Origin of the sequence: Ruegeria sp., assembly GCF_965243365.1 — a bacterium.
GTDB lineage: Bacteria > Pseudomonadota > Alphaproteobacteria > Rhodobacterales > Rhodobacteraceae > Ruegeria.
In genome coordinates this window covers 422,288-448,621 of the sequence record NZ_CBDEUW010000001.1, presented here as the reverse complement: position 1 = coordinate 448,621, position 26,334 = coordinate 422,288, and the positions used below count along the sequence as shown (strand labels likewise).

The window sequence follows — 26,334 nt, the reverse complement described above, 5'->3', positions numbered from 1 at the left end:
GTCGAGGCCATTCCAACCGACCTCCTGACGCACAAAATGTAGTGCCATATCGGGCTTTTCCGAAAATAAAATCGTTTTGTATCATGACCTTATGGAGCCGTGTATGTCAAATTTGCTGAACCTGGGTTAAGTCGGACGAACGTCAATCGCACGCCCTTCGCCAGCTTTGCAGCGATACCGCTGGGCCAGCTTTCAAGGGTCATCAATTCTGCAGTGCTGTCCCTAAGCGTACCCTTGGGGATTGGCGCAGGTTCGACCTGCAACGTAAGCCTGGCCGCACCTGTCTCGGGCCAGGTCCCGGCAGCCAGGACGTAAAGATCCGCATCGACGTATTCCGCGCCGCTGACGTTTGCTTCGGTGACTCCGAATTCAAGGGTCATCAGAAAAAATCCTCGCTGCGAAGTGGTTTGCGGAAATACGTGTCCCGGTATTCGGCGTAGTTCGTGTTGGGATGAGCTTTCACATCCGTTTCGACCAACGGACTAGACCGTGCTGACGCGCGTGCCCCGCCCGCTTGGGCAAACCGGGTCAGTCCATTCGAACTCAGCGCCGCAGTCTGACCACTGAACCCTTTGGCCTCTTGCTTCCAGACCTGAACCGAGAAATCAAAGTCCTTTATTCCGATTGAGAATGAGTAAGTGAACACGGCCTCGCCGGACATGTTTCCATTGACCATTCCCAGGCGGACATAAAGTGACGCACCAAAACCAAAGATCCAGATCCGGGCGGAACCACCAACATAAAACGTCCCCGAGATCTCAGTTAGCTTGCGTCCGCGTGCAAGAGTCATCTGCCGGACATAGATGCCGGACATCAGACGTCCCTGTCCGGTCAGCGGACCGTAACCGAAGGCGGCCGCCCCTCCGAAATCAAAGGAAGCCTCGAATCCAACTATGCCCTCAGCGTTCGCTTCAATGGCAAAAAAGCCCGAGCCTCCAAATGGCAAGTATGAAATTGTGAACGGATTTGACCTGCTGGAAAGGGACGCTCTGAACCGCGCATCCCCGTCGCCGAAGGGTAGAATGGCCGACGTGCGTAGTGCAATATTGAAGAACGATGCCGCGCCAATCGAAAAGATGCCAAGGTTCATGCTATAGCCCGCTTCGATCCCTGGAAGACCAAAACGAGGGATGATGAAAGCACCCGAACCTTCCGAGGGCGACAGGATGGATTGCAGCTGTTGCACGAACTCCAACTGGGGGCCGATCACGTAATCATCGTATGTGATGTCGAAGCGCGGCCTGGAACCGCCTTTGGTTTCAAACCGCGCACCTTTGAACCGCAGCGTGAGGGCATCGAAAGCGTCGCCGACAAGCTTGACGTCAAATGCACCAAGTGTTCCGACCGACGAAAAGGCAATCTCGGGCTCAAACTGATTTAGCCGGATGACGATACCTGTGTTTACGTCTAGACGTGTACCTTTTTGCGGTGCGAAGATACCACCGGTGGCCTTACGAACTGGATCTCCCAACTCGACGCCATAGCCATATCTCATCTGGATTTCCGACGGTACAAGCGACAGTAGATGGTCTTCGATCTGGGTGCGAATTGCGTTGAGATCGATCAGACGCATGATGTCGCCACGAAGGATGTCAGAAAGAACGCTCACCACCGATTGACCGATTACCACCGGCGTTGCTTCGTCCAACGCCACCCACTGTCGCAGAAAGGCCTCAAGGAATTGGCGTTGATCCGGATCGCTGAGTGGTTTGCCGGATGAAACCACGTCAAGCCACGCAGAATCCCCAGCCAATGCGTCATTCTCCAGCGTCGGATCATCAGAAGGTGGGCTAGGTTCATAAATTGCTGCGGCAGGAAGCGGAGGAAGCCGTTTGTGATGAGAGCCGGGCGCAGCAACAATTGCTGACTGCAAAGCAGGCCGAAGGACCTCTGGGGTCTGAGACAGAAGTTTTGCCCTTTGCTGAACCGCGTTCCTGTAAAAGTCTGCGAGCGTGAATATGTCGTGCCCGAATTTGACGGGCTTGTTCAATATCTCAACCACAACGCTATCGAACTCGGCCAAGACTTGTGTTTCTGCCCGTTGAAGCCGGACGCGCAGGTTGCGCACGATGGCATCAAGCTCTTTTTCGATGGCCGCCTGCAACGCGCGAAACTCGGCCAGTGTCTTGCTGTCAGGGTTAGGCGAGACCGGGGCTGTAAGGAAGTCCAACGGCTCAGTCAGGACGGTTTGCAGCTCCGAAAGCTTCGGGCCAACCATCGGCGGCTGTGCATCGGCGGGTTTATCCTCGTCGTAGTCAGGCAAGGCGGCAATATCTGCAAGCTTGGTGTTCAGCTCGTCCAGATATCCAATCGCATCTTCGATGGACTTGAGGTTGGTTTCGAGATTACTGATGACGCCAAGATCAATCACCAGGCCGTTTTCGTTCAATTCGCGCACTTCATCTACGAGCGCGCGTGCGTGTACCGCTTGCGCACGGATCGGCCGGACGAAATCTTGCAGAACACCAGCAATGTAGATTGTAAGCTTATATTCAAGACGCTGGAGTCTTTTTGCGTAAGCTTTGGCCGTCTGAGCTGCATCCGCGACCTCTTGCTCGATCAGAGCGAAAATGCCTGTCTGCTCGTCCAGCTCCTTGACCAGAAAACCGGTAAGGGCAACATATTTCGCGTCCCCTGCCCACAAAGACTTGAGTGACAAACCAATTGCGGTTCCGGAACTGGCTAAGGTCGTGGCAAGTGTCTGGTAATTTGCAGCAAAAGCTTCCAGGTCCCGCGGCAATCGCGCAGCGGCGTCGAGTTGAGCGCCGATATCCGGTCCGCAGATGTCAATCTTCGCCACAGCATTCAAGCGCCCCCGCAGGATCACAGCCCCCCGATCTGCTGCCACGAGGTCTCGGTAACTTTCGGCAAGGGCCGTGTGTACGGTGTTGACGTCCGTCAGTGCGGGCTCGACAAGCTCTTGCAGTTCGTCGATCACCTCATTGATCTGATCCTCGACACTTGGTGCCTTGTCTTTGGCATCCTGAAGGTCGGCAACTGCACCCGCAAAGCCAGCGGCGCCTTGTTCCAAGGCCTTCGCGATGCCGCGTTGCGCACCGAAAAGGCGCGTTCCCGGGCGGGGCGCCTGAGGCACCGGCGTACCCTCGCTTAACCGTGTCATCGTAAGTCTGAACGCGGCCGCTCCTTCGGGCACTGCTACGTCTTCAAGAATGACAGGCGCGCCAAGGGCCTTGGGGTCTGAAAACAGCAGTTCCTCGGGGTTGAGGTAAGTCAGAACTCGTCGCAAAGGTTTGACGAACCTGTCAGCTTCTTTGCAGATGTCATCGGATGTGATTTGAAGTGGGCCGGCGAAGACTTCAATCAGATCCAACGAGCGATCAATAACAGGCCGAGGCGCGCCTTTCGCAATCGCTACCGACAGCGCTTCCACCTTCAAGACGATATCCGCCAGAACAGATATTTCTTCCGCGAATTCTTGCAGAATCCAGTCAGTCAACTCATCGATCGCCTGATCCACCAATTCACTGAGCAGAACGCGATACTCGGCAGCAATGGCCTCAAGCTCTATTAGGAGCAGTTCAAGCCGCTTTTGCTCCTCTCCAACTGCGGTATCGATCTCGGCGCGCACCTCTGCGATCCGCACTTCCACCGCGGAAATGGCAGCCCCAAAGACCGCTTTGACCTCATCTTCTTTGTTGTCCAGCCATTCGCCCAGCTGCGTTCCATGGGTGTCGCTACCAAGCACAAATGAAAACCTACCCTGACCTGCGCCAGAGGACAGGACATTCGGAAAGCTGTTGTCCGCAAGGAAAGCTCGCACCACGTCGCCGAGGGGATCATTACCGTCAAGCTGCTGAATCACCTCAGGATCAAGACTGAAGACAATGAAGTTTTCGAGCAACCACCGCGCTTCTTCGCGTTTCAGCAAAAGAACGGCGCGCAGATCCGCAACCAATTTGTCCGCGGCTTCGGGCGGTAAACCGATCGCTTGCAAAGCGTCGATGTCGGGAACGCGGACTATCGGAAATGCGAAATTGTCAGAACCGCTACTGGCTACAATTCGACTTGCAAGTCTGTTGGCAAGCTGCCTGCGTTCCTGTTTGAACAACGTTCCGACATAGTCTTCTACGATGCTCTCTAATCCATCAGCCAACCCTTCGAAAATATCGCGCATTGCATCAAAGCGAGAGCGGAAAGCTTCCTCAATCCGGGCGACCGGATTCGACAGCGATCGCTGCAACGCATCGATAAAACGACGACCGGCTTCGTAAACGGCACCCAAGGACAGGGCAAAGGCAATTTGATCGCTTTGGTTGGCACTGTCGGTAAGAGCAAGATCCAGTGCAGTCAGCCCGCCATCGAGCTCGGGAAAAATTTCACGAAACGTTATCGCGCTGATTTGAGCAGGGGCTACGATACGCTGCTCCTCGGCAAGTTGCGCCTCGATTTCATCCCAACCTTTACGGATATCCTTGACCGCGTCCGAAAGTGGCTTGACCACCTGCAGCCGTACCAGATCCGCAGCATCCGCCGCCTGCTGCCGAACTTCGCCAGTTAACTCATCAACCGCGTCATCGACGTCATTTACGACGTCGTTGACCTGACCTTGTGCGTTCTTTATCGCCCCTTTCAACTGGCCCGCCCCATAGCGGATTTGTTCATCAAGCTCTGGTGCGCCGGTGTTGGGGTTTTCCAGGTTTTCGAGAACTTTCATGAGGTCTTTGAGGCTGACAAGGCCAAGTATCTTAGCCTTTGAGTCAAAGAGCTTGCTGTAGATTTCGCGCGCCCGTTCCAGCGCCTCATTGGCCTTTCTGAGCGCGTCTCGCTCTTCGTCTGATCCGGCTTCTGTGAGTTCCTGATCGGTATACTGCCGCGCCGCAGGCGGTGTCGCGTCATGATCAAACAGCGGGGCCAACTGCGGGTAGGCCCCAATCACGGGCCGCTTCTTTTCAGGTTCTTCCGGGATGGGTTGGAGCGCTGGCGCACTCAAAGGCACCGCCACTCGCGTCGCGTTGCTCAGGACCCCCTTGGCCCGCGACAAACCAACCATCTGACCAGATGGCCGGAACACACCGCCCGATTGGTCGCCCTTCTTGCCCATCGATTGCTCTTGCTGGTCCTGTGAGGCAACGGCCAGAAATACCTCCCCGGCATTGCCCTGAATTACCTCGCCCTCTGGCACCTCGGGGAAACCCTGCTGCAGGTAGGTGAATTCAAATCGAGCACGGACCGGTGGATAACTGCGCCCCACAAGCCTTTCGGCCTGACGCAGGCGCACGCGGGCGATGTCGACCTGCGGATAGAAGGGCGGTTGATCGGCGCCCTGAAGGATCGGATCGCTTACAAATCGACTAAGCGAGGGTGTGAACGCTCGGATTTGCTGCACATCGGGAATGGAAACCGGGGCACCTTCGGCCCCGCCCCCTCTCCGCCCGCTGGCTGCCAATGTCCAGTGATCCGTTTCCAGGCTTGCAGAGCCCGCTTTCTTTTCCGGCGCGTAACGGCGCTTCTGCCCACGGAATTGCAAGGTGCGCAGATGTCTGAGGGGGTCGACTTCCACCTGCCCCGCAGCGTTGTCGGGCGACACGAGGGCATTGTAGGTTACGACAACCTCTTCCAGGCTTGCCGGATCATTGGCCGCGACATTGTCGACAAATATGAGCGGCAGATCGGCCTTGGCACCGTCTATCTCCATCTCAAAGCGCACATTTGCCTCTTGCAGGGGGGCGGTCCGGGGCCAAAAGGCAAGAGCGCTCTTCTTACGCAAATTGAGCCGACCAAAGGCGTCAACTGCCACAGGCATGATCGGACCCTGAATTGGCGTGCTGTTGTCGGCATTTGTTGCCGGGTCCATGATATCAGGTGTCTGGGTGGTCAGAATGCGGAGGCGCTCGACCGGGAAAAGACGGCCCTCAAAGGGTTGCCCAATCGCCGGGAAACGTTTCTCTGGTTTGCCCAGCCGAATAAACATCCGCTGCCGCAAATAAGCACGGATGCTACCCGATGCATTGTCGCGCAAAAATTCACGCTCGGTGACCTGTACCAGCGCCGCCCGATGTCCCAGAGGGAATAGGAAACCCTTGAACGTGACCTCGCAAAATACATCCCGCCCCAACACAGTCCATTGTTGCCAGCGTTCAATTGAGAGCGCATCGAAGAGACCTTGTCCCGAAAACGCGCTAAGGGCAGCCGCGGGGGGTTCGAAACTACTATCATGACGCAATGATCCACCGAGACTGCTAAGGGAAAGTTCTGAAACCTCCAGTGACCGCGGCTGATAAAGAGCGCTACCCTGAGTTACATCAACCAGACGGTGTCTCGGTTCAGGCTCGACCTGCGATGCACCATTGGCCAACTCGCCTGTCGGCAAGCGACGGCCGACAACGGGCAGACCCCAACCCGAGGACAACAAAACCAATTCGTGACGGATGAATGCGTCGGTTGGGCCCCGGAAGCGTGTGGGCTCTGAAACCTCTTGCCCGGCGTCGGTTCCAACCAATGCATTGCAGATCGCCGCGATACCGCCGCGCAGTCCTTTTTTCTGTTTGGGTTGAACAACAAAGGACCACTCGTGGGATGGATCGTCAGGCGCACCAAATGATCGGTCAAGGACATGACGACCTGGACCAATAAGGATAGGCTCGTGCGCCCCGATGGCCGTATCGCCCCGACCGGACAGCCAAGGTGCCAACGGGCCTCGTGGCGGTGCTGTGGCAGGCACATGGGCTGGCTTGGACTCTGGAACAGGGGTTGTGCCATAGACACCGCCCCACAGGAAATCGGATCGCAAATCCGGCGACGCGACCGCGCGGATGCCGGGATCCTCAGCCTCGATCATGAAATCGGCACTCCAGACCGCTCGGCCCGGCGTTGCCTGACGCTCGTCTTCTGCATAGACGCTGCTGGGGACAACACCGGTCCCCCGCCCGATGACAACCGCGTCCTGATGAGGTGAAAGGATCAACCGAGCCGGGATTTCGATTGCCGTCTCGAACGCCCCAGGAGGGGTCTGGAGCGCTTTCTGGATATCCGCCAGACGCGTCGATGAATTAACGAACGGCCCCTGATGAAACCCCAAATGGTCCAGCATCGCGCCCGGACTGACATTCAGTGTGCGGCGACTTAACCTGTCTCGACGGCCACCTTCGTCCGAAGTGTAGATGCGCTCGGCCCTTTTGGTCACCGCAAGCTCAAAATCCGCAAAGTTTGTCAGCGCCTGAAGCGAAAACTTAAGCGTAGACCGCGGCAAACGTGCTTCGGCTTCGTCGGGCTCATCAAGATGGGTGATGGCGCTGGCGCGCTGCACCTCTGTCCAGTCGCGACACAACACGCGAAAGGCCAGGCGCGACGGGTTGGCCAATCGACCTTCGACCAGACCCTTTCCTGTTTGCCGGGCAATTTGGGCCTGTTCGTCATGCGCAAGTATCTCGGCAGTGAAAGCGCTCCGAGTTTCGGTAAACCGCGTTCCTGCATCCTCCTGAGAAACGCCTGGCGGCAAATCTGCAGGCTGCCCAACAACGATTGCGGAAAAAAGCTCGAGCTCTGCCGCAGATGTATCCAAGGGCCCTGAGGCGCTTTCCCCTCCATCCCCCAACACGCTCTGTGAAATCATGCGATCGCGGTAATAGCTCCGCAAAAGCTGATAGACCGGCACGGCCTGTTCTAAACGCCCTTCCAGCACCAACGCATTGGCGACCGAATCTTTTGGCGCGGCTATTGCAAGATCTTCAGACGTCTTTGATTTGGCTTGCTGAGCAGCGGCAATGATGGCCGCTCGTGTGTCAGCCAGCCGGCCGACAAACTCATCAAAGAACGACGCGGCCTTTTGTTCCCGCAGCTTACGCTGAACATTGTTGGCCAAAGCACGGGTATCTGCGTCAAGTCCAACATTGCCGATATACGCACTTTGGCTCTTTGGTAGTTTGAGTTGCCCAGACATGCTTTCAAACGAAGCGTGAAACGCATCCACAAAAGCCCTGAACGCATCATCCCCTGCGCTATGTTTCAAATCCTTCAGCGCAGATCTGAATACCGTGCGCGGCCCGCTATCTTCGCTGCCTCTCGATAGACGGCGCAGCGCTTCATCGACCTGCACAAGATCGTTCAAATCGAGCGCAATATGTGTCTCGGTCTCAGACAGGACTCGTGGCGGGTCGTCGGGGAGAACCTCGAGCTGCCCGGACATCTTGTCAACCGACCCGTGCGCAGGGTCGAGGCCCACATCTGGCAGCGGCTCGGGCTTGGGTAGAAAGAGAGCTTCTTCAAACAGATGCTGACCAGGAAAATCCACAACAATCAGCGGTCTTGGATCGTCGTCGCCAGCCCCGCTTTCAACCGGACGTAAACAGGCTGCGTTATCCTTTACCAGTTCGGGTGGCCCAACGGGACCATAGGCTAGAGACAGACCAGAAAACCGGAAGCCAAGAGAAAGAAGATCATGGCTACGCGACGCCCGCAAAGTTGCTTGGCTCAGATCTATTCGGGTGCCGGGTATTTGACCGCGCGGCCCCAAACGCAGCAGGCTCTTGACGCTTGCTGCAGCGTCCTCACGCTCCGTCGGAGCCCAGAGAATCCGCATGTCCGTCGGTTTGAACGTCAACCGAGAGTATTCCGCGTCGGCCAAACCTGCCGCATGCTCAAGCAACAAGACATTGACTTCGGCCCATTCGAGATCGCGTTCGAAAGTCTGAGCGCGCGACCAGATCAGCGAAACGCCCTGATCCCAACGCGGCGCGAATGGGTCCAGAAAAACGCTTGGCCTACGCGAAGTCTCCGGGTTGGTATCTGCGTTAAGGTCGACCTCGGGTGACAATGTTGGCCCGCGCAAAATCAGCGGCCCGATTGGGCTGACGATCCGTTGAGCCTTTGACGACGCAAAGTCGCCGTCGAAACTCAGCGAAAATACAGAAGCTGACGCGGGCGAGGTGCGGTCCGCCCGAAGGAGCAGTCGCGCGGCCAGATTGCGAAACGGGCCCGTCCTATGGTCCGGATCGTCGGGGTCTCCAATTGTCAGCGTGAACATCCCGGGCAAAGTGGCTTCTGCGCGCGACGCGCCATCAGCGCGGGTATCATCGCGTCTTAAAATGAAAACGCCCGGAGCATCCGGCTCGCTTCGCTCCGAAGCGCTGTTTTGCGTCAGGTAAGTTTTCGGGCCACTGCCTCCATTGAGATCAAAGGCCGCCAGGTCTGTCCTCGTGGCACGCGCAAAAAGCTGATAAGTATCTGCCTTCTCGCTCTCGGACACCTTGCCGGTCATTGACGTTTTATCTGACATCCAGCCGAAGCTGATCCGCTTGAGGGGCAAAAGAATGGATGCGATATAGATCTGAGGTCCGGGTGCCGCACCCCTTGATCGCATTTCCCAAATCAAATCACGGGTCAGCACAACGTCTACATCACGCCCTGCGCGCGTCGTAGGTCTGTACTGAACAAGACCGTTAAACATGCCATCAAATGTGCCAGGTACTACATTCGCGTTTACAACCTGACGCAGCTCGGCCTCGCCGCTTGCTACGGCCCGAAAAAGCCCGGGATAAGGGCGGCGGCCACCGAGGTTTGAGCCCAAGCGGACAGTAAACCGTTCCCCGTCAGACACACCCATCGGATTGCGATAGTCTTCGAGAAAGAAAGGCAGACGGCCATTGCGCTGGAAAACATCGGATTCAATAACGACGCCAAAGCGTTTTGCCCCACTATCCGGCATAGTACGCTGCTCAAAAAAGAAGACAACATTCGCCGCTGGCACCGTGCCATATTGGACGTTACGAACACGAAGTTCGTAGCTTTTGAGCACACCGTTTGAGTTGCGTTCACGCGAGCGGTCCCGGAACGTGAAATAAGCGCGCGGACCAAAGCGACGGGCATCAATCGTCCACTGTATCGGATTTTCAGTTGCCGTTGGAGGATACGTATCTCCCTCTGGCGATGGGAACAGCACCGTTATCTGGACTTGCTTACGACCGCCCAGAAACTGAAAATCAAGATCCACCTCATCGCCATCATGCAGCGTATTCGCTCGTGCGACTGCCGCACTTAACGGTACGGCAGCGCTGGATTGCAGGAAGCGGCGACGAGTTAGCTTGACATGTGAAAAAGAACCAGAAGGGACCTTAAGGTCGTCGGTATCATCTTTCATAAAACTACCCAAAAAAAGAAATTTGCATTGAGAAAAACAGGAAAACAGAATCTTTTCAATGATTTCGTCTGCAAAAGGCTCGCCAACTCTGCACAGACTCCGCATCGAAACGGCTGTGTCGGATATTTTTGGGGCTATCAAAGCAAGCGTGTTGGACGGCGCGCCTAACCGCTATTGGCAAGGCTATGTTAAGTGCCTGGTCAGATTCCGAACATTAACGCGAGACCACGTTTGTGACGTGTGCGGGCCGCCATCGCATTCAGCTCTCCAAAACGATCGGAAAATGTCCGGAATACCGCCAAGCTCTGACCGGTCGACTTTCACCGCAAAGTGTTTGGTCCTGAGTGTGCTCGCTCCACAAAGATAGCAAAACACCTCGCATGCCTTGGCCTTTTGGCATTGCAATCTCGACCATCTTGCCACTGTCGTCTTTCCACAAAGCAATGGCACTTGCTTCGGGATAGTGTCCCTGCTTGTTGCTGCGATCGATCAAGCCAAATGATGTGAAGGTCAGCACACCCGATCCGGGATCGTCTGCCAGATTGGAAGCATATTGCGCAGGCCACCGGGATTTCAACTGCGGCCCATCGAGAAGCAGAGCAATAATAAGGTTAGGAGCAACTGCCCGAAGGATATGATGACAGGGGTCAGAGCGCGCCAGCTCCTCGCAGATCAGCACGGACAACACGGACGACTTGCGGAACCTTTGGAAGTGCAACTCCCGTCGCCCAAGGGGCGTGTTTTCCCACCAGTTTTCGATCTTGGGGTTCAGCGAGGCACCCAGTGCATACGTGCCAATTTGCGAGCGATCGACACGCCAGCGATGATGCTTTGGGCGGCTTTGTGTCAGGACCTGCGCGCTGTCCTGATACCATATTCGCGTCAACACGTGGTTGCCGCTTTCAGTGTAGCAGTTGTCAGAAGCGCCAGAGACCACAAACTCGATGCGCGGCTCCTCTTCCTTGAGCAACCTGCACAGCCTGTCAAAAAGGTCATAATCCAATGCATACTCGGGCAGTATGACGGCATTAACCGAACGGGACTCAAGCTTGGCTTTCTTTAGCAGGGCAACGCAATTTTTCAAAAAATGGGCGCGTTTCACGCAATCGGATATCCAACGCTGCTCAAGATCAAAATACTCCCAGGCGTGCTTGTTTTCGTGTCGTGATTTCTCCGATACATTTTCATCCACATGAGGAACAAAGTCATTCGCCTTGAGCTCCCTCGGTTCAGGGATCAATAGAATATCAAGTGTTGCACTGTTTTCGTTTGGCATCGCCTGCACGGGCGATTCCCAGTAGCAACGCACTTCGCCCCTGCCCGGCAGAAGGCACAAATTGCGTGACATGTTGCTCAGCGTTGCCCCAACAGCTGCTACACGGACTTTCGGCTGGACGCAGACAATCGACGTATCGGCCATCATGGTTACGGATGCAGGAGGGCGAAAATCCTCTCCCTCGCTGATCCTGGGCTTTACAAATTGCCCGTCGAGCCATGCTTCCATCAGCGTCTTGTTCCGATCTTGGCGTCGCCGGGTTTTCTCCAGTCCACGATTAAAAAGCCCATCACATGCCAGATCGGAAATTACGACAAGCTTAACGGCCGCGCGCCACCATTCCGGGGTGTCGATTTCAGACGAAGAGTATGCACCGGGTGTGATGACATCGTCCCAGGCGTGGATCAAAACATCCCAAAGATCGTAAACGAAATCAGGAACGTCGCTCTCTAAATCCGGATTCTGCCACTCTTTTGCTGCGGCCCTCAGTTTTTTTCTTTCACCAACGCCGAATGCAAAGCGGCTGCTGCTCCGGTCTTTCCAATAGGGCGATGGTTCAAAAAACGGGATCACACCGCCAATCTTGCAGAGGTAAGCCGCGCCAGCAAAAATATCCGAAGGCAGTGATGGCGGTAAGTACCACTGAAGTACCTCCTGATCATAGCCGTCTTCGGCCAGTTCTGCGCGTTCCTCATCGCTCCATTCAAGGTCTTCGGGCTGTGTCCCCTCGGGCATCACCGCGCGGAGCGCATGGCCGACAGTTTGCCTGAAACCGCCACTTTTGACTTCGGTACTCACTGCTTATTCCTTAAACAAACTTCCGCCGACAGACCGGGGCCGGAACCCGATTGCCTTGATCTTCACACCAAATCATGTGCATAGGAGGTTATTCAACGGGGGAAAATCGATGTTTCAATGTCACGCTTCAGTTATGGTTTGTGTGGGATTTGCCCACAAGTTTGGCCGGTGTGTGCCTTGTCTGCGACACGTTTGACCCCAATATATAGATCAACAGAGTGTTAAGAAATCAAGCATATACGTTGCGCAGTTCACCTGTTAGACTGTCCTACAAAGAACAAGGGACAGCTACAGTGCTGCGATTTCGGTGCTGTGTAAGGATTGGAAAAAATGCCTAGACTAGAATCGCCGGCTCTCCAGACGGCTGAGAGCGCCGATGCGCAGGTTCGGGTCCGCGCGAGCGAAGATCGCATCATGGACTCCATGGTTCGCGTAAAAGAGCACGCGATTAAACGGCGGCGCGCAGCGGTAGCTGCGGCACAGGGTGTGCGTGCTCGGCCTGTCAAAAAGGTGAAGCTCTCTAAACCACAACGTGAAAAAATTCGCGGCCGGATTCAGGAACTCGCAGACGCGGCGGGCTAAGGTCATTTTTGCAATATGGCTTTAGGGTTCGCCGATGGTGATACCCACCCGACCGTAAATGAAGGTAGAAACCCGTTACCGTTGGTAGCGGGTTTTCTCTTTATTAGAGCCGAAGCTCAAGTGAACTCAAAAAAGCGGGTTTCGGCGCGCGCGCAATTTCTAGGTGATTGCAACAGTCACTCAAGGCGGTGTCGGTTGCAACGCCTTCGGTGGCTAAGCTGGGTGCGGACGCAGTGCCTTTGCCCGCGCCTATGTTGCGAATACCGCGGCCAGCGCCAGTAGCCCTTCGCTGAAGGCCGAAATTGGGGTTACTTGATCCGAGAAAGCAGTTGAAACACCGGCATAAGCTCGGCAAACGCGGCGGTTGTTCGCTCCGTCAGGTTCTGTTCGAGAACAAAGTCAGGGGTACCGGCGTCCATCCAGACCGCAAAGCCTTTGCGCCGCAACGCTTCCTCATGGGGGTGATTTTTGTCAAAACCGGGTGGTATCCGTTTCAACTCTGGCTCTCCGATCCGGAAACCCAGATCTCGCATCTCTAAGGTGGTCTGGATTAATTCTTTCCCCAGGGGACCCGCCATCGCATCACGGAAGGTGTCCAAAGCCCCTTTATCATACTGGAAAACCCCACAACCCAGAGACAACTTGTCAGGTGAAAGCCCAAAGAACCACATCGGCGGCTGAACCACCTGCCCCGTTGGCATGAACGCAAGGTGCAAATGCGCATTATAGGGTGTCTTGTCCTTGGAAAATCGAACATCCCGATGAATCCGAAAGATTTTACTGCCATGATCCTGCCCCGTCAGGTCGCGCAAGGCCAACGCCATGTCATCGGCGAACAGCTTGCTGGGCGCTTTCAGATAGGTCTCGTAGGTCGTTTTGTTCGCCGCAAACCAATCTTTCGTGTTGTTCGCTTTCAGGTCTTGCAGGAAGCCAACCGCCTCAGACGAGAAACAGTCAAACTGGGCCATAAAATCCTCCGTTCAGCTTTTCTTTGGCAGCGCTGCGGCGTGTTCGAGGCACAGGTGCAGCCAACGCTGCAAGGCGGCGTCATCGCAATCTGTTTCATCCACGCGAACAAAGCCACCCAGTTTACGGGTTCCGTGGATCACGGCATGAGCCGTGGGATCTTTCAGGGCAGTGCTCTCATTCAGCTTGCCGACCCGAAACATGAACCGACCCACCCCGTCCTGGTGCCGCCGCGCACCACACAGCATGTTGCCGTTCAAAAAGAAGCAAAGGCCACCCATCATCCGCTTTTCGGAAATGCCCACATGCGCGGCCAAAACCTCGCGCATGCGGGCGTTCAGTGTTTCATCCACGGGCATCAGCTGGTCGTCCAAAGCTGCCAGAGGATCGCCAGTGCAAGTACCAACATGATCAAGGTCGTGAGCCCCGCCCCAACCGCGCGACCCTTACCATCTACCGAAATACTAAGGCTGAAATAGTGGATGAGGCGGGCAATAATCAGCGTTACACCGCAGGCAGCGACCAGCCAGGGTGCAGTTCCAGCGATCTCGGCCCCTGCAAGGGCCAGTAAGGCAAGCGGGACATATTCGATGAAGTTCCCATGCGCCCGCATCAGCCGCAGCAAGCTTTCATCCTCGCCGTGAAGCAAAGGAATCCCGGTCTTGGTCCGACGCACGCCAACGGCAATCGCCATCGGAATGCTCATCAAAACAAAAGCGGCTGTGACTGCCAACGCGACTTGCGGAAACTGTTCCATCTGATCTCTCCTTTTCAGGTCACGCTCAGGACGCCATGCTTTCGTAAGTGATCAGCGCGAACCGTGCGCCCTGAGGGTCATTCAACGTGGCCATTCGACCGACGCCTGGCATATCCATCGCAGGTTGAACGACTGTAGCGCCCTTAGCCTCGGCTTTGGCGACACTGGCGTCCACGTCGGCCACAGTGAAGAAGATCGTCCAGTTGCCGTGATCCTCTGGCATCGGGGAAAACCCACCAATGGCGGTTTCACCCACGACAGCGGCGGAATAGCTCGACCCGTCCTGCATGGGCATGTCGTTGATCGTCCAGCCCAACACTTCTTGATAGAAAGCTTTAGCTTTGCCCTGATCAGGGCCGGAATGTCCGATCCAACCGGAATTTCCGACGGTGGTCATTTCAAGAATACTCATGTGCTTCTCCCTTGGTTGCGCCCGCCACATACGGGTCTGATCCAAGGACGCGCGAAGCGCAGCGATCCCTACACCTTGCGTAAACTTTCTTGGCTAATCTCGATTTTTTCCGTGATTGCAACACGTTCGAGGGCAGTCGGACCGAGTGCCATCACCGTTTCAAAGGCAGTAATAGCTGCATCGTGATCACCCGTTTCCTGCAAAAGCCCGCCGCGCATTGCGTGAAACCAACGATAGGTGGACAAATCCTGTGCCAGAGGCTCCATCGCCTTCAGCGCATGATGCGGGCCATGCAATCTGGCCTGCGCCGCAATCTGGTTGAGACGGACGACAGGCGTCGGTTGCAATGAATAGAGGGCGGCGTAGTGGCTTTCAATCAACGCCCAGTCCGTATCACCGACCGACTCGGCATGGGCGTGTGTCGCAGCGATTGCAGCCTGGATAATATAAGCACCATGATGGCCGGTCCGCTGGGCCTTCTGCAAAAGGCCTGTTGCCTCGGCGATTTCAGCACGATCCCAAAGCCTGCGATCCTGATCGTCCAGCGCGACGAGCTTTCCTTCGGCGTCAATGCGTGCACGCCGCCGTGCGTGTTGAAACAGCAAAAGCGATAGCAAGGCGGCCTGTTCACCCATTGCCGGAAACAACGCTGCAAGCAGACGGGCCAGTCGGATCGCCTCTTCGCACAGGGTAAGCTTGATTTGCTTTGGCCCGGCCGAGGTCGACCACCCTTCGCTGAACATCAAGTAAACCATCACTGAGACTTCGCCCAAGCGCGCACCCCGCTCAGCCGGGCTGGGCGTTTCGAAAGCAACCGGGTTGCTGGCAATCTTCTTTTTGGCACGGGTGATCCTCTGTTCCATGGTCCTGGGCCTGACCAGAAATCCGCCTGCGATTTCGTCCACGCTCAACCCCAGGACCACGCGCAAAGCAATGGCAATCTGATCCCGCCGGTCCAGTTCCGGATGGCAGCAGATGAACAGCAGCCGTAAAACGTCATCGCGCATCTCGTCCGGGTCCGGTGTTTCGGCGGGCATCGGCTGAAACTCCTCTACGTGGCGCGACAGGATTGCAGCACGGCGCTGTGATTTGCGCACATGATCCAGGCCAGAATTACGTGCCGTTGTCAGCAGCCATGCCAATGGATCACGAGGTGCCCCGTCTTCGGGCCAGACCGTCAGCGCTTTCAGACAAGCGTCAGCAAACGCCTCTTCGGCCACGTCGATATCCCGAAACACCCGGGTCAGAGCGGCAAGCGCACGCGGGCGGTGCAGAGTGAAAGTGGCCTCAAGCCAGTCCGACATGACCTATTCCGACGAGATCACGCCGCCGGCCCAGGCGACCGGCCGCACTTCAAGCCGTGCCACGGGGGATGAGATCATCTTTGCGTATTCCAATGCTTCATCAAGGTCTTTGAAATCGGCGGCGTAAAACCCAAGGAAATTCTCTTTTGTCTCAGCAAATGGGCCATCGGTGATCAATGGCGCCGCGCCTTCGATCGGGGCGGGCTCGACCATCACAGCAGAGGTGGGTGGCATCAGTTTCATCGACACGAAGGCCCCCCGGTCCGTCAACACCGATTGCAGCGCGCCGTGACCCGACATTACTTCATCCTGACGGTCCTTGGGCAGCGCTTCGAACGCGCCCGGTTCCCCATAGATCGTTATTGCGTATATCATTTTCGCCTCCATGCATAAGTCGCATGGTGCAAGGACGCGCGAAGACATGCAAATCCGACAACGGGCCGAAGCCGACTTAGAGCGTGGCCCCCTGTTGCTGCGATCGCAACTTGCATAGGCAGCCTTGGCAAACGACCTCAGTTAATGACTTTGCATTGACCGAGGCACGGGCATTTTTTCCGGCCTTTGGATTCGCGCAATTAGCGCCAACCTAATGGCTAGAAATAGCTGAGCCGTCTACGGTTACTCGATGCATCAGGCGCCGAAAGCCGTGATAATCATTGATGGCCTTGTGCCACGTCGCGCGGTTGTCCCACATAGTGATGTCCCCTGCACGCCACCGGACACGGCACTGGAATTCAGGTTGTTTGCAGTGCTCAAAAAGCATGTTGAGGATCGCGTCAGACTCCGCTTTGCTCAGCCCCTCGATATGCGTGGTGAACACCGGGTTCACGAACAAGCCGCGACGCCCACTCAAAGGATGTGAAATGACGACTGGGTGGTGAGCGTCCTGGGTGGCGTTTTCTGCGTTGTTCAGACGCCCGCTCTGTGCGGCCTCGCTGTCTTGTGCTGTCGTACCAAAGACGTGCCGCGAGGAATGGATTGCGGTCAGCCCATGCAGGAATTGGCGCAGCGGCTCGGACAGCGCGTCATAGGCCGCCCCCATCGACACAAACAGCGTATCCCCACCGTAGGGCGGCATCTCGATTGCATGAAGAATAGAGCCCATGGCGGGCTCTTGATCGTAGGAGTGGTCGGTATGCCAGCCCTCGCCGACCGCTTCCTTCTGATCCTTTTCTTTCAAAACCATGGCGATTTCTGGATAGCCATCGACGGGCTTGAAGAAGCGATTGACATTAATCGGACCAAAGCGACGGGCAAATTCCAAGTGGTCGTCTGGGCTGATCTGTTGGTCTCTGACGACGATTACAGAATGCTTGGAAAAGGCGGCGCGAATGTCCCCGAACTGAGTAGGATCACGGATGTCAGCGCCGATGATCTCTGCACCCAAACCGCCTGTCAGAGGCCTTATGTCCATTGATTTGCTCCTCACTCGTCAGGCGTCAGCTTAAGGGATTACCTATGATCGTAAAAACTGAATTTTCTGGGGTCGGAAGCTGGTTTTGGGCATGATCTTCGCATGCTGCGCCAGCAAACCGTGTTCAAGACTTTCGCTTCAAGTGCAAATTCGAGGTTTTAGCTCAGAGCTGTGCCGCAAGCGATTGTGCCACGCCCGCGTACAGTAAGGAAACACCGACAAAGCTTGGAAAAAAGACTCCCAATCGGTTACCATTTCAGGATCATGAGTTTGTTATGAAATTTCAAAAAATGGTTTTGCAATGAGCGACTATCCAGATGCCATCGACCGCATCAACGCTTTGACCAACAACGCGCGAAATACTTGGTTTGCGTTGCTTGGCGTGCTCGTCTTCGTTGGGCTCACCTTGATGCGCGTGGAGCATATTGACTTTTACGGAGTTAATCGGGCCACTCAATTGCCCTTGGTCAATGTTGAAGTTCCCACTAGGTTTTTCTTCGTCGCAGCACCGATTTTGACAGCTGCAGTCTACGGTTACTTCCATCTTTACCTTGTCCGGCTATGGGATGCATTGGCCTCTGCGGATGCCCGCCAGGGCGGTTTGCGCTTAGGGGACGCCATAACGCCTTGGCTGGTCACGGACGCCGCATTGCTCTTACGCCATCGCAGGCAAAAGGACTTTTGCACAACGCAAAGGACCTTGGAGTTTCCCTCTATGCTGCTCAATTTTGCGCTTGCCTGGCTTGCAGGTCTGGTCGTCCTGTTCTTTATCTGGTGGCTTTCGATGTCCGCCCGCACGTTTTGGATGGCCGGCATCGCAGTTGGGTCATTTGCCATCTCCCTGTTTGCAGGCATGGCAAGTCTGGCAATGTGTTGGTTACGAATGGGCGAAAATAAACCCGAGGAACACACACGCCTTTGGTCAACACCGGTTAAAGCGACCGTTGTTTTGCTGGCGCTGGGGCTTGGCGGTTTCAGTTACGTGCGCACAGCGGGTCCCGCTGGCTATCTGGCTCCTGTTGACCTGGAGGGCCAGAAACTGACGGAACGTCCCAAGGGGTGGCTACCACGCAGTGCGGATGAACTAGAGTACCGTATGTCGTGGTGCATGAAGCAAGGTGTATCGTGTTCAGAGTTAGAAGTTGATGATTACACACAAATTTACAACGAATGGTCTATCAAACGAAATGCACTTCTAGAAGAGCTGCCTCTGCCGCGCATATCCAACTTGAACTCCATTGATGTTTTTGAATTGGCGACTCAAGATGTGCAGGAACTAGAAACGCGAGGACCTGACTTTCGCGAAGCTAGTTTTCGATTGTCTTTTATGCCGCGGGTGAATTTCACAGGGGCGCGGTTTCACAATGCAGACGGGCGAGGTGCCGTTTTCGAAGGCGCCAGCCTGAGCCGCGCCGATTTTGAGAACGCAGAATTGCAGGCCGCTGATTTCGGCGGTGCCAATCTTGATTTCGCTAAGCTGCGTGGGGCCGACGCCAGTGGCGCCAGTTTTCTTGGTGCCCGTCTGCAAGGTGCCATTTTGCACTCCGCCGTGTTTAGAAACAGCGACTTCCGGCATACGAGACTAACCGCCGCGGAATTCGATGGCGCGCATCTCAACAGCGCTGTTTTTAGTTTCGCAACGCTCGTGAAAGCCAGCTTTGTTGAGGCTGATCTAAGGTTCTCACGCTTCGTCGGAAGCAACTTTGTGGACGTGGACTTTTCGAATGCTGATATCAGTTTTTCATACTTCGCGGATTCAAACCACGCAGATGTGTTGCCTCGCGGGGCGAAATTTTCCAGCGTCGTCGCCGATGGTGCAGCATTTCGCAACATCAATCTGGGATACATCGATACTGACACGAAAACGAACTTTGAGAATGCGTTCCTGGATAAGAGCGTAAAGCTGAGATCCGACTGGAGAAATAAGGAGAATTTGCCTTGTCAATGGATTCTGGATCGAGAGTTGAGTGATGAAGAATTCTACGCCCGCTGGCTGGGCTGGCTCCATAAGCATCCAGATTACAATGGGAGCTGGATCAAGTGGAAGGCGATGGTTCCGCGTGAGTACTGGTATGTAGACGCCATCCGCCCTGACCCATCTTGCAAGTGGAAAAGTGCGAAGGTACCGGGACGCCTCTAGGGATTGTATTAGTCGAGCGACAGGCCGATATGCGGCTTCAGCCAACGAAGGCTCTTTTCCTCTGTTGAACAACCTGTGCCGATACTGCGGCGCAGTGCCTTGTCCTCCACCAAGAGAGAGTGCGAGAACTGTCCAACGCAGTATGGACACCGCCAAGTAGATGCCCGGACCGTTGGCGAATAGTTTCAAAACAGCTGTTTGAACCACCGTTATAAGCACTTGAGACCTTCATGAACCGACGCGCTTTCACTGCAGGAATTGGCCTGTCCTGCTTGGGCTGGGGTGCATTGGCTGGCACTGCCCAAAAGTCTTCGTATCAGCATGTTCTGGTCATGAGTCCTGACCCTTCTGTATCTCTGATCTGCTAGATTTCCCCCGTCACCGGCCCCGGCCTGGGCCGATGGCGGGGTGGTGCTCGACGTCTGACCCTTGTGGCATGACCACGTTTCCTAGCCTGTCGGCACCGCCTCTCTTCATCGTCTCGAACAGTTGATTGCGGCCGCCTTGGACCGCGGAGCAGAAGGAAGAGAGCATGAGCAAAGTATCACATGAACGGATCATTGGCATAGATGTCAGCCGCGATTGGCTGGATATCCACCGCCTGCCAGACGGTTGGAGATTTCGCCTGCCAAACACGAAAGTTGGACATACAAAGCTTGCTAGGTCGATATGCGCGGACGGCGCGTTGGTGTGCTTTGAAGCGACTGGCGGACAGGAATGGCGTTTGTGGTCCGCCCTCGATGCGGCTGGGATTGCCACGAGGCAATTGCCACCAGCACAGATCAAGGCCTTTGCTGCCAGTTGTGGCACGCGCGCCAAGACGGACCGGATCGACGCCGAACTGATTGCGCGCTTCATGACGTTCCGGCCCGAAGCAGGACGTAACCTTCCATAGGAAAAATTGCGCCAACTCAGAGCCTTGGCATCAAAGCGCGGGCAACTCGTTGAAACAAGAAAGCGGCTTCTGGTGCAGATCAAAGCGCATCAGAAATTGGGATCGGCAGAGATGTTTGAAGCCATTGATGGCGAACTGAAAGACCTGCTGGATCGTCAGATAGCAGGGCTCGAAACCCGTATCGAACAGACCATCGCAACCGAAGAAAGCTTGGCTGCGACCTGTGACATCCTGCGCTCCGTCCCCGGGATCGGTCCGGTCGCCAGCACGATGCTGATCGCTGAAATGCCAGAGCTCGGCCAGATCACAGGCGAACAGGCCGCAGCCCTCACAGGCCTTGCTCCCATAGCACATGACAGCGGCGCAATGCGCGGCAAGCGCGCCATTGGAGGCGGACGTCGTGCGCTGCGACACGTGTTGTTCCAGGCCGCCCTCGTTGCCAGCCATCACAACCCGGTCCTGAAAACCTTCGCAGATCGCCTTCGCGCCGCCGGCAAGCCGCACAAGGTGGTCATTACGGCAGTTGCCCGAAAGCTCATTACAATCGTGAACGCACTATGCAAATCGCGCGAAAAGTGGGGATCGCAGATTGCCTGAGAAATACAGTTGCTATCAGTTTGAAACTGCTGCAGTGACCGACCCAACCAAAGGAAGCAACAACGCCAGGGATATCGGTATGGTTATTGCCGAAAAAAGTGTTTGAACCGTGACAATGGCGGCCATCAGGGGGGCGTCTCCGCCCAGTTGTTTGGACAGTGTGTAGGACGACACTCCTGTCGGCACCACGGAATAGACGACAGCAATCTGCAAAACGTTCTGCGGCAGGCCGACCATCAAGCCAATAGCCAGAACGGCCAGCGGAAATACCATCATCTTGCCGACGAAAGACAACACAATCGGCATCACCCGCGCCGCCATCGCCCGTACCCGCAGATTGGCGCCCACGGCCAGCAGGGTAATCGGCAGCGCGCCTGCGCCCAGAACATCGGATATCTCATGCACCACGGGAATACGGTCGCCGACAAAGCGGTTGACCAGAACAGCCAGCAATATTGCGATCACATAAGGGTTGCGCGCCAGTTCACGCAGAATAGCCATCGGCAGATAACCAGAGCTTCGGGTTTGCAGCGTGCTGACCATCAGCACCACCATCACGATATTCGTTACAGGCACCAGTATGGCGGTGGCCAGAATTGCGATATCGAACCCCTGCTGCCCGTAAAGATTGGCGGCCATCGCCAATCCAATGAATGAGTTATGCCGCGCACTTCCCTGCAGGATCGAGGTCGCGGGAGGCGCCGAAAAACCCGCCAGCCGGGGCACGATCAGCCCAAAAAGCAAGGCGGCAACAAAACCGCCCAGAATGGTAATCGAATACAGCCCCAGCGATGCCGCCTCGATCGGTGCCAGCGAAATTTTGGTGAACAACAGGCACGGCATCAGAACCCAGTAGACCAGCTTGTCGTTCAGGTTCCAGAAATCGGTACTGGGAATGCCGCCTTTGCGCAGGGCCAGGCCCAGCGCAATGATCAGAAAGATCGGCAAGATCGAGGTCAGGGTCGTCAACATGGCGTGTCACGTGCGGCAAGGGGCCGAAGCAACCGGACACTGAAACGGCACCGATTACAATGGCTTTCGTGGTGCTTCATTCCCGGCTTTAATCCGCGTCACTATCAATCACTCCCATCGCGTCGATCTCGACCAGCAGCGCAGGATCAGCCAGCCCCTGCACCACCACCCCGGTCGAGCAATGATGTACACCGTCAAACCAACGATTGATCGCTTCGTATACCGCCGGACGGTACGAAATGTCGGTCACATAGACCGTCAGCTTGCAGACGTCCGCAATGCTGCCGCCCGCCTCTTCCATCCAGCGGCTGATATTGCGGCAGGCCTGATCGGCCTGTGCACCCGGATCACCCTCGCCGACAAGGGTCCCGTCCAACAAGGTGCCAACCTGCCCCTGCATGAACACAAAATCCCCACGCGCCCGGATCGCTTTGGAGTAGGTTGCCCGCGCATGATAGCGGGTTTGATACTTGTGAATATGTGTGCGGCTCATGGGGCACCTCCTCAGGCGTTGGCGCGGCTCAGATAGTCTTCGACCATATCAGCAAAGCTTTGTTCGACGGCAAATTCAAACCCGCCCTCACACCTCTGCACCAATGCCTTGAGACCGAAGATTTCCGTAAAGGTAACATCCTGCGGGCCAAAGCTGGCAAGATGCAGATCTAGCGGACAGGCAATGGCCATGATGTCCGATGCCTGTGGGCCGACAACGCGAAAAAACACCTGGGTATCCGAGACACGAACGATGCTGATATCCGGCGGGCAGGTTTCAGGTTTCAGGCGATCCGACAGAGATTGCTCCTGATCCAACGGCGCCCGGATCAGCCAGTGATTGGGCCCAATATACAGCAGATCGACCCCATCCCCGGAGAATTTCGAGTTCGGTCTTCGCGGCAAGGCAGGCATCGTGCCAATCAGCCAGGCCTCCAGTGGTTCAGGTACTCCCTTGAGATCGAACAGCGCGGCCATTCCGGTTCGGGCGATATCGACATCATAGCTCATGTCTCAGGACCTCAGCAGTTTGCTGTCCGGGTCGTGGAAGACAGGCGGAGTGATTGTGACCGGAATGGTTTCATCGGTCAGGCGCACATGTGCCGTTTCCCCATGACGGGCGTGCCCGTTCTCCAAAAGCGCCAGCCCGACCCAGCCGTCTTTGACCACACTCCAAACGCAGGCGGTGACCAGACCCTCGGTCGCTTCTTTACGTCCACCGGGGGTTAGTGGCGCACTCTCGGGGACTTGCCGGTTCGGATCCTGCGGCAGAAAACCGACCAATTCGCGCCGGGGTTTACCGGACGCGCGCCGCAGCGCGACCGAGCGTTTGCCCGAATAGTCGGACTTTTTCTTCGACATGACCCAACCCATTCCCAGATCAAAAGGATCAACGGTACCGTCAACCTCATGCCCCAGCGAGAGGAACCCTTTTTCGACCCTAAGAACATGATTGGATTCCGAACCGACGGGCGTGACGCCAAAAGGCGCGCCAGCCGCCATCACCTTCGCCCACAATTCAGCCATATGGCGCGGGGCTACGTTGACCTCAAAGGACAGCTCACCGGTAAAGCTGACGCGGATAACCCGAGCAGGCAACCCTGCGACGGTGCCATCGCGGAAGGACATGAAAGGAAAGACCTCGGGTGACAGATCAATATCTGTGCCCAAAGCCCGCATCATGTCACGGGCTTTGGGCCCGCAGATGGTTGCATTGTTCCATTGGCTGGTGACGGTGGTGATCATCACCTGCCAGTCGGGGAATTCGGTCTGCAACAGCTTTTCCATATGTTGGTTGACCGCATCCGCATGCCCCGTCGAGGTGGAAACCATCCACCGGTGCTCATCCAGCCGGAAGGCGACCCCATCATCCAGGATCAGCCCGTCATCCGACAACATCAGGCCATAACGCCCATTGCCCGGTTTCAGACTGGACATCGCGTTGGTGTAGAGAAAGTCCAGGAACCGCGACACATCTCGGCCCTTCAATTCAAACGTGCCTAACGGTGATCCGTCATAGACGCCAACCCCTTCGCGCACTGCGCGGCACTCGCGGTTCACCGCCTCTTGCAAGCCCTCGCCCGGTTGCGGAAAATAACCCGGTCGCCGCCAGCGCGCGCCCGCCTCGTACATCACCGCGCCATTGTCTTTGTTCCACTGTGTTACCGGCGTATGGCGATAGGGAAACAGGACCGTATCTTCACGCAGTCCGGCAATCGCGCCAAAGGGCACAGGGGTATAGGGCGAGCGGAAAGTGGTCGTGCCAACCTCCGGCAAGGGAGCACCCTTTTGCATTGCCACTGTGCCGACGATGTTGATGTTGCCGGTCTTGCCCTGATCGATGCCCATACCGCCGGTTGTGTAGCGTTTGACGTGTTCCACATTGGAGTACCCTTCGCGCACAGCCAGATGAACGTCGCTGACTGTCACGTCATTCTGAATGTCCAGAAATGCCTTGCCACGTTGTCCGGGCGTATCTACCCGCCAAAGCGGTTCAATCTCGTAAGGTAGATCGTTGCCGCCCGGAACGATCCCATCCAATGTTAACATACCCGCGGCAGCGCCAACGGCACGGCAGGCCTGCACCGCCTGATCAGGGACAAAGGCGGCCAGATCGTCGTCAAACCGTAACGTGCTGCGCGATTGCGACCACAGATGCAGGGTCGGGTTCCAGCCACCGGAATGGCCCAGAACATCACACCTGATCCAGCTTTGCGGGCCGCCACCCCGCGGCATGGCGCATACCGCACGCATCCGTTTGTGCCCGCGCACCCCGGCCACAACGGTTTCAGCTTGCACAGAGATGCCGGACACCAGATCCAAAGCCGCCTGCGGTACACCCGGACGGCTGTCGAGGATCGCCTCAACTGAAAGCCCGGCGCGCACCAGATCTGCGGCCACTGCATAGGCGCTGTTGTTGTTGGTGAACAGAACAACCCGCTGCCCCGGCACCGCAGCGTATCGGTTGACATATGCCTGCACCGACGAGGCCAGCATGACGCCCGGACGATCGTTGTCACCAAAGACCATTGCCCGCTCGGTTGCGCCGGTGGCGATCACGACCTCAGCCGCGCGTACGTGCCAGCTGCGTTCGATCACGTTGTCCTGACCTGTCCGACGCTGATTGACCATCATCAGATTGTGCTCGCGATAGGCCCACACCGTCGCATTCTGCAGATGGATCACGTTGTCCATTGAAGACAGCTCTGCGACTGCATCGGCAACCCAATCCATTGCGGCCTGTGAACCAATCGTTAGGCAACGGTTCAGTAAGCTGCCACCTGCCTCAGCCCCTTCATCTGCCACTAAAACACGTTTGCCCGCCCGACCAGCCTCAAGCGCGGCCATCAGGCCTGCGGGCCCGGCCCCGGCAACTAGCACATCCGCATGTGCGTGCCGCGCCTCAAAATGACCCACAGTCGGAGGCCGTGATGGCGCAGCAGCCAATCCGGCCGCCTTCCGGATTGAGGGCTCGAACAGGTGCCAGTCGGGCCACTTGAATGTCTTGTAGTAAAAGCCCGCCGGGATGAAACGGGCAAATAACTGGTTGATCCCCCCCAGATCGAATTCCGGCGAAGGCCAGCAATTGACCGAACGCGCACTCAACCCCTCGCGCAGCGGGACCGTGGTAACCGGGTTGTTGCCGGACGCATCCGCGCCATCAAGCTCGACCAATGATGCGGGTTCCTCGGGGCCATGACCCACGATCCCGCGCGGACGGTGATATTTGAAACTGCGGGCCGTGACCGTCACGCCATTGGCGATCAACGCAGATGCCAGAGTATCCCCGTCATATCCTTCATGCTCCCGACCGTTAAAACGAAACCGAATGCTCTTTTGCCGATCTATGCGCCCCCCAGTGGCCAGTCTGTTACGCTGTGCCATCAGGACCCCCGCCAATGTCATGGGTCCTCGTGTCCCGCCAGATCGTCAACCACATGCCGCAGCCGCGTGCGTGCCACCACCTTTCCTGCACCGGACCAAGCGGATTCGGCACAATTGTCAGATGCTCGACCCACTCGGCGTCGCTGACCCTGTTCGGGTCCGGCCGAGGATCAACCACCGGCCCGCCATAGATGAATTCACTTTCGTTGCGGTTGCCACAGAATGGGCAGGGTATGTTCATCATGAGTC

18 protein-coding genes are annotated in these 26,334 nt (G+C 56.4%); 3 read left to right on the top strand and 15 right to left on the bottom strand.

The features are described from left to right. Positions 1 to 89: 89 nt before the first annotated feature. From ACP0GE_RS02045 to ACP0GE_RS02000, 10 genes are all read right to left on the bottom strand, one after another. Positions 90 to 380 carry a hypothetical protein gene (locus ACP0GE_RS02045; RefSeq protein WP_424830337.1) on the bottom strand — a complete coding sequence of 97 codons (291 nt, stop codon included), beginning with the start codon at positions 378 to 380 and terminating at the stop codon, positions 90 to 92. After that, positions 380 to 10,096 (bottom strand): hypothetical protein, encoded by a 9,717-nt coding sequence (locus ACP0GE_RS02040; RefSeq protein WP_424830336.1) that lies wholly within the window; start codon positions 10,094 to 10,096, stop codon positions 380 to 382. Before ACP0GE_RS02040 ends, ACP0GE_RS02045 begins: the two co-directional genes overlap by 1 nt. A 259-nt stretch (positions 10,097 to 10,355) precedes the next feature. Further along, a complete protein-coding gene (locus ACP0GE_RS02035) occupies positions 10,356 to 11,945 on the bottom strand; it encodes a hypothetical protein (RefSeq protein WP_424830335.1) in 1,590 nt (529 codons plus the stop codon). Positions 11,946 to 13,060: 1,115 nt separating this feature from the next. Next, entirely contained in the window at positions 13,061 to 13,720 is a 660-nt protein-coding gene (locus ACP0GE_RS02030) for a DUF2461 domain-containing protein (protein ID WP_424830334.1), read from the bottom strand. Positions 13,721 to 13,732: 12 nt separating this feature from the next. Continuing rightward, positions 13,733 to 14,077, bottom strand: coding sequence for a TfoX/Sxy family protein (locus tag ACP0GE_RS02025; protein WP_424830333.1), 345 nt, complete (start codon positions 14,075 to 14,077; stop codon positions 13,733 to 13,735). Next, complete coding sequence (locus ACP0GE_RS02020; RefSeq protein WP_424830332.1) at positions 14,077 to 14,475, bottom strand: MAPEG family protein; 399 nt, start codon at positions 14,473 to 14,475, stop codon at positions 14,077 to 14,079. The genes ACP0GE_RS02025 and ACP0GE_RS02020 overlap by 1 nt, the downstream gene beginning before the upstream one ends. 25 nt (positions 14,476 to 14,500) lie before the next feature. Next, the gene (locus ACP0GE_RS02015; RefSeq protein WP_424830331.1) at positions 14,501 to 14,887 is read right to left on the bottom strand and encodes a VOC family protein; all 387 of its coding nucleotides are present in this window, start codon (positions 14,885 to 14,887) and stop codon (positions 14,501 to 14,503) included. Positions 14,888 to 14,955: 68 nt separating this feature from the next. Continuing rightward, the gene (locus tag ACP0GE_RS02010) at positions 14,956 to 16,191 is read right to left on the bottom strand and encodes an RNA polymerase sigma factor (protein WP_424830330.1); all 1,236 of its coding nucleotides are present in this window, start codon (positions 16,189 to 16,191) and stop codon (positions 14,956 to 14,958) included. 3 nt (positions 16,192 to 16,194) lie between these two features. Then, entirely contained in the window at positions 16,195 to 16,566 is a 372-nt protein-coding gene (locus ACP0GE_RS02005) for a YciI family protein (protein WP_424830329.1), read from the bottom strand. Positions 16,567 to 16,777: 211 nt separating this feature from the next. Continuing rightward, on the bottom strand, positions 16,778 to 17,605 hold the full coding sequence (locus tag ACP0GE_RS02000) for a TauD/TfdA dioxygenase family protein (protein ID WP_424830328.1): 828 nt from the start codon (positions 17,603 to 17,605) through the stop codon (positions 16,778 to 16,780). A 301-nt stretch (positions 17,606 to 17,906) separates the two neighbouring features. Here ACP0GE_RS02000 and ACP0GE_RS01995 point away from each other — a divergent pair, with 301 nt between their 5' ends. The 3 genes from ACP0GE_RS01995 (at position 17,907) to ACP0GE_RS01985 (ending at position 21,237) form a co-directional block, all read left to right on the top strand. Continuing rightward, entirely contained in the window at positions 17,907 to 19,745 is a 1,839-nt protein-coding gene (locus tag ACP0GE_RS01995; RefSeq protein WP_424830327.1) for a pentapeptide repeat-containing protein, read from the top strand. Between the two features lie 532 nt (positions 19,746 to 20,277). Then, positions 20,278 to 20,640, top strand: coding sequence for an IS110 family transposase (locus tag ACP0GE_RS01990; protein WP_424830326.1), 363 nt, complete (start codon positions 20,278 to 20,280; stop codon positions 20,638 to 20,640). Between the two features lie 111 nt (positions 20,641 to 20,751). Next, entirely contained in the window at positions 20,752 to 21,237 is a 486-nt protein-coding gene (locus ACP0GE_RS01985; protein WP_424830325.1) for a transposase, read from the top strand. Between the two features lie 15 nt (positions 21,238 to 21,252). Here the strand turns inward: ACP0GE_RS01985 and ACP0GE_RS01980 are convergent, their stop codons facing one another. The 5 genes from ACP0GE_RS01980 to ACP0GE_RS01960 form a co-directional block, all read right to left on the bottom strand. Beyond that, entirely contained in the window at positions 21,253 to 22,209 is a 957-nt protein-coding gene (locus tag ACP0GE_RS01980; RefSeq protein ID WP_424830324.1) for an AEC family transporter, read from the bottom strand. A gap of 88 nt (positions 22,210 to 22,297) precedes the next feature. Beyond that, positions 22,298 to 22,702: a RidA family protein gene (locus tag ACP0GE_RS01975; protein ID WP_424830323.1), complete on the bottom strand. Its 405-nt coding sequence runs from the start codon at positions 22,700 to 22,702 to the stop codon at positions 22,298 to 22,300. Between the two features lie 11 nt (positions 22,703 to 22,713). Then, the gene (locus tag ACP0GE_RS01970; protein WP_424830322.1) at positions 22,714 to 23,211 is read right to left on the bottom strand and encodes a sarcosine oxidase subunit gamma; all 498 of its coding nucleotides are present in this window, start codon (positions 23,209 to 23,211) and stop codon (positions 22,714 to 22,716) included. 3 nt (positions 23,212 to 23,214) lie between these two features. Next, on the bottom strand, positions 23,215 to 26,085 hold the full coding sequence (locus tag ACP0GE_RS01965) for a 2Fe-2S iron-sulfur cluster-binding protein (protein ID WP_424830321.1): 2,871 nt from the start codon (positions 26,083 to 26,085) through the stop codon (positions 23,215 to 23,217). Then, positions 26,072 to 26,329, bottom strand: coding sequence for a sarcosine oxidase subunit delta (locus ACP0GE_RS01960; RefSeq protein WP_424830320.1), 258 nt, complete (start codon positions 26,327 to 26,329; stop codon positions 26,072 to 26,074). The genes ACP0GE_RS01965 and ACP0GE_RS01960 overlap by 14 nt, the downstream gene beginning before the upstream one ends. Between the last annotated feature and the right edge of the window lie 5 nt (positions 26,330 to 26,334).

Bases quoted from the DNA above. Each gene is read 5' to 3' on its own strand.
- ACP0GE_RS02040 (WP_424830336.1), bottom strand. From the start codon at position 10,096: ATGAAAGATGATACCGACGACCTTAAGGTCCCTTCTGGTTCTTTTTCA.
- ACP0GE_RS02020 (WP_424830332.1), bottom strand. From the start codon at position 14,475: ATGGAACAGTTTCCGCAAGTCGCGTTGGCAGTCACAGCCGCTTTTGTT.
- ACP0GE_RS01985 (WP_424830325.1), top strand. From the start codon at position 20,752: ATGTTTGAAGCCATTGATGGCGAACTGAAAGACCTGCTGGATCGTCAG.
- ACP0GE_RS01995 (WP_424830327.1), top strand. From the start codon at position 17,907: ATGAGCGACTATCCAGATGCCATCGACCGCATCAACGCTTTGACCAAC.
- ACP0GE_RS02005 (WP_424830329.1), bottom strand. From the start codon at position 16,566: ATGATATACGCAATAACGATCTATGGGGAACCGGGCGCGTTCGAAGCG.
- ACP0GE_RS02015 (WP_424830331.1), bottom strand. From the start codon at position 14,887: ATGAGTATTCTTGAAATGACCACCGTCGGAAATTCCGGTTGGATCGGA.
- ACP0GE_RS02010 (WP_424830330.1), bottom strand. From the start codon at position 16,191: ATGTCGGACTGGCTTGAGGCCACTTTCACTCTGCACCGCCCGCGTGCG.
- ACP0GE_RS02025 (WP_424830333.1), bottom strand. From the start codon at position 14,077: ATGCCCGTGGATGAAACACTGAACGCCCGCATGCGCGAGGTTTTGGCC.
- ACP0GE_RS01975 (WP_424830323.1), bottom strand. From the start codon at position 22,702: ATGAGCCGCACACATATTCACAAGTATCAAACCCGCTATCATGCGCGG.
- ACP0GE_RS01990 (WP_424830326.1), top strand. From the start codon at position 20,278: ATGAGCAAAGTATCACATGAACGGATCATTGGCATAGATGTCAGCCGC.
- ACP0GE_RS02045 (WP_424830337.1), bottom strand. From the start codon at position 380: ATGACCCTTGAATTCGGAGTCACCGAAGCAAACGTCAGCGGCGCGGAA.
- ACP0GE_RS01970 (WP_424830322.1), bottom strand. From the start codon at position 23,211: ATGAGCTATGATGTCGATATCGCCCGAACCGGAATGGCCGCGCTGTTC.
- ACP0GE_RS02030 (WP_424830334.1), bottom strand. From the start codon at position 13,720: ATGGCCCAGTTTGACTGTTTCTCGTCTGAGGCGGTTGGCTTCCTGCAA.
- ACP0GE_RS01965 (WP_424830321.1), bottom strand. From the start codon at position 26,085: ATGGCACAGCGTAACAGACTGGCCACTGGGGGGCGCATAGATCGGCAA.
- ACP0GE_RS01980 (WP_424830324.1), bottom strand. From the start codon at position 22,209: ATGTTGACGACCCTGACCTCGATCTTGCCGATCTTTCTGATCATTGCG.
- ACP0GE_RS02000 (WP_424830328.1), bottom strand. From the start codon at position 17,605: ATGGACATAAGGCCTCTGACAGGCGGTTTGGGTGCAGAGATCATCGGC.
- ACP0GE_RS01960 (WP_424830320.1), bottom strand. From the start codon at position 26,329: ATGATGAACATACCCTGCCCATTCTGTGGCAACCGCAACGAAAGTGAA.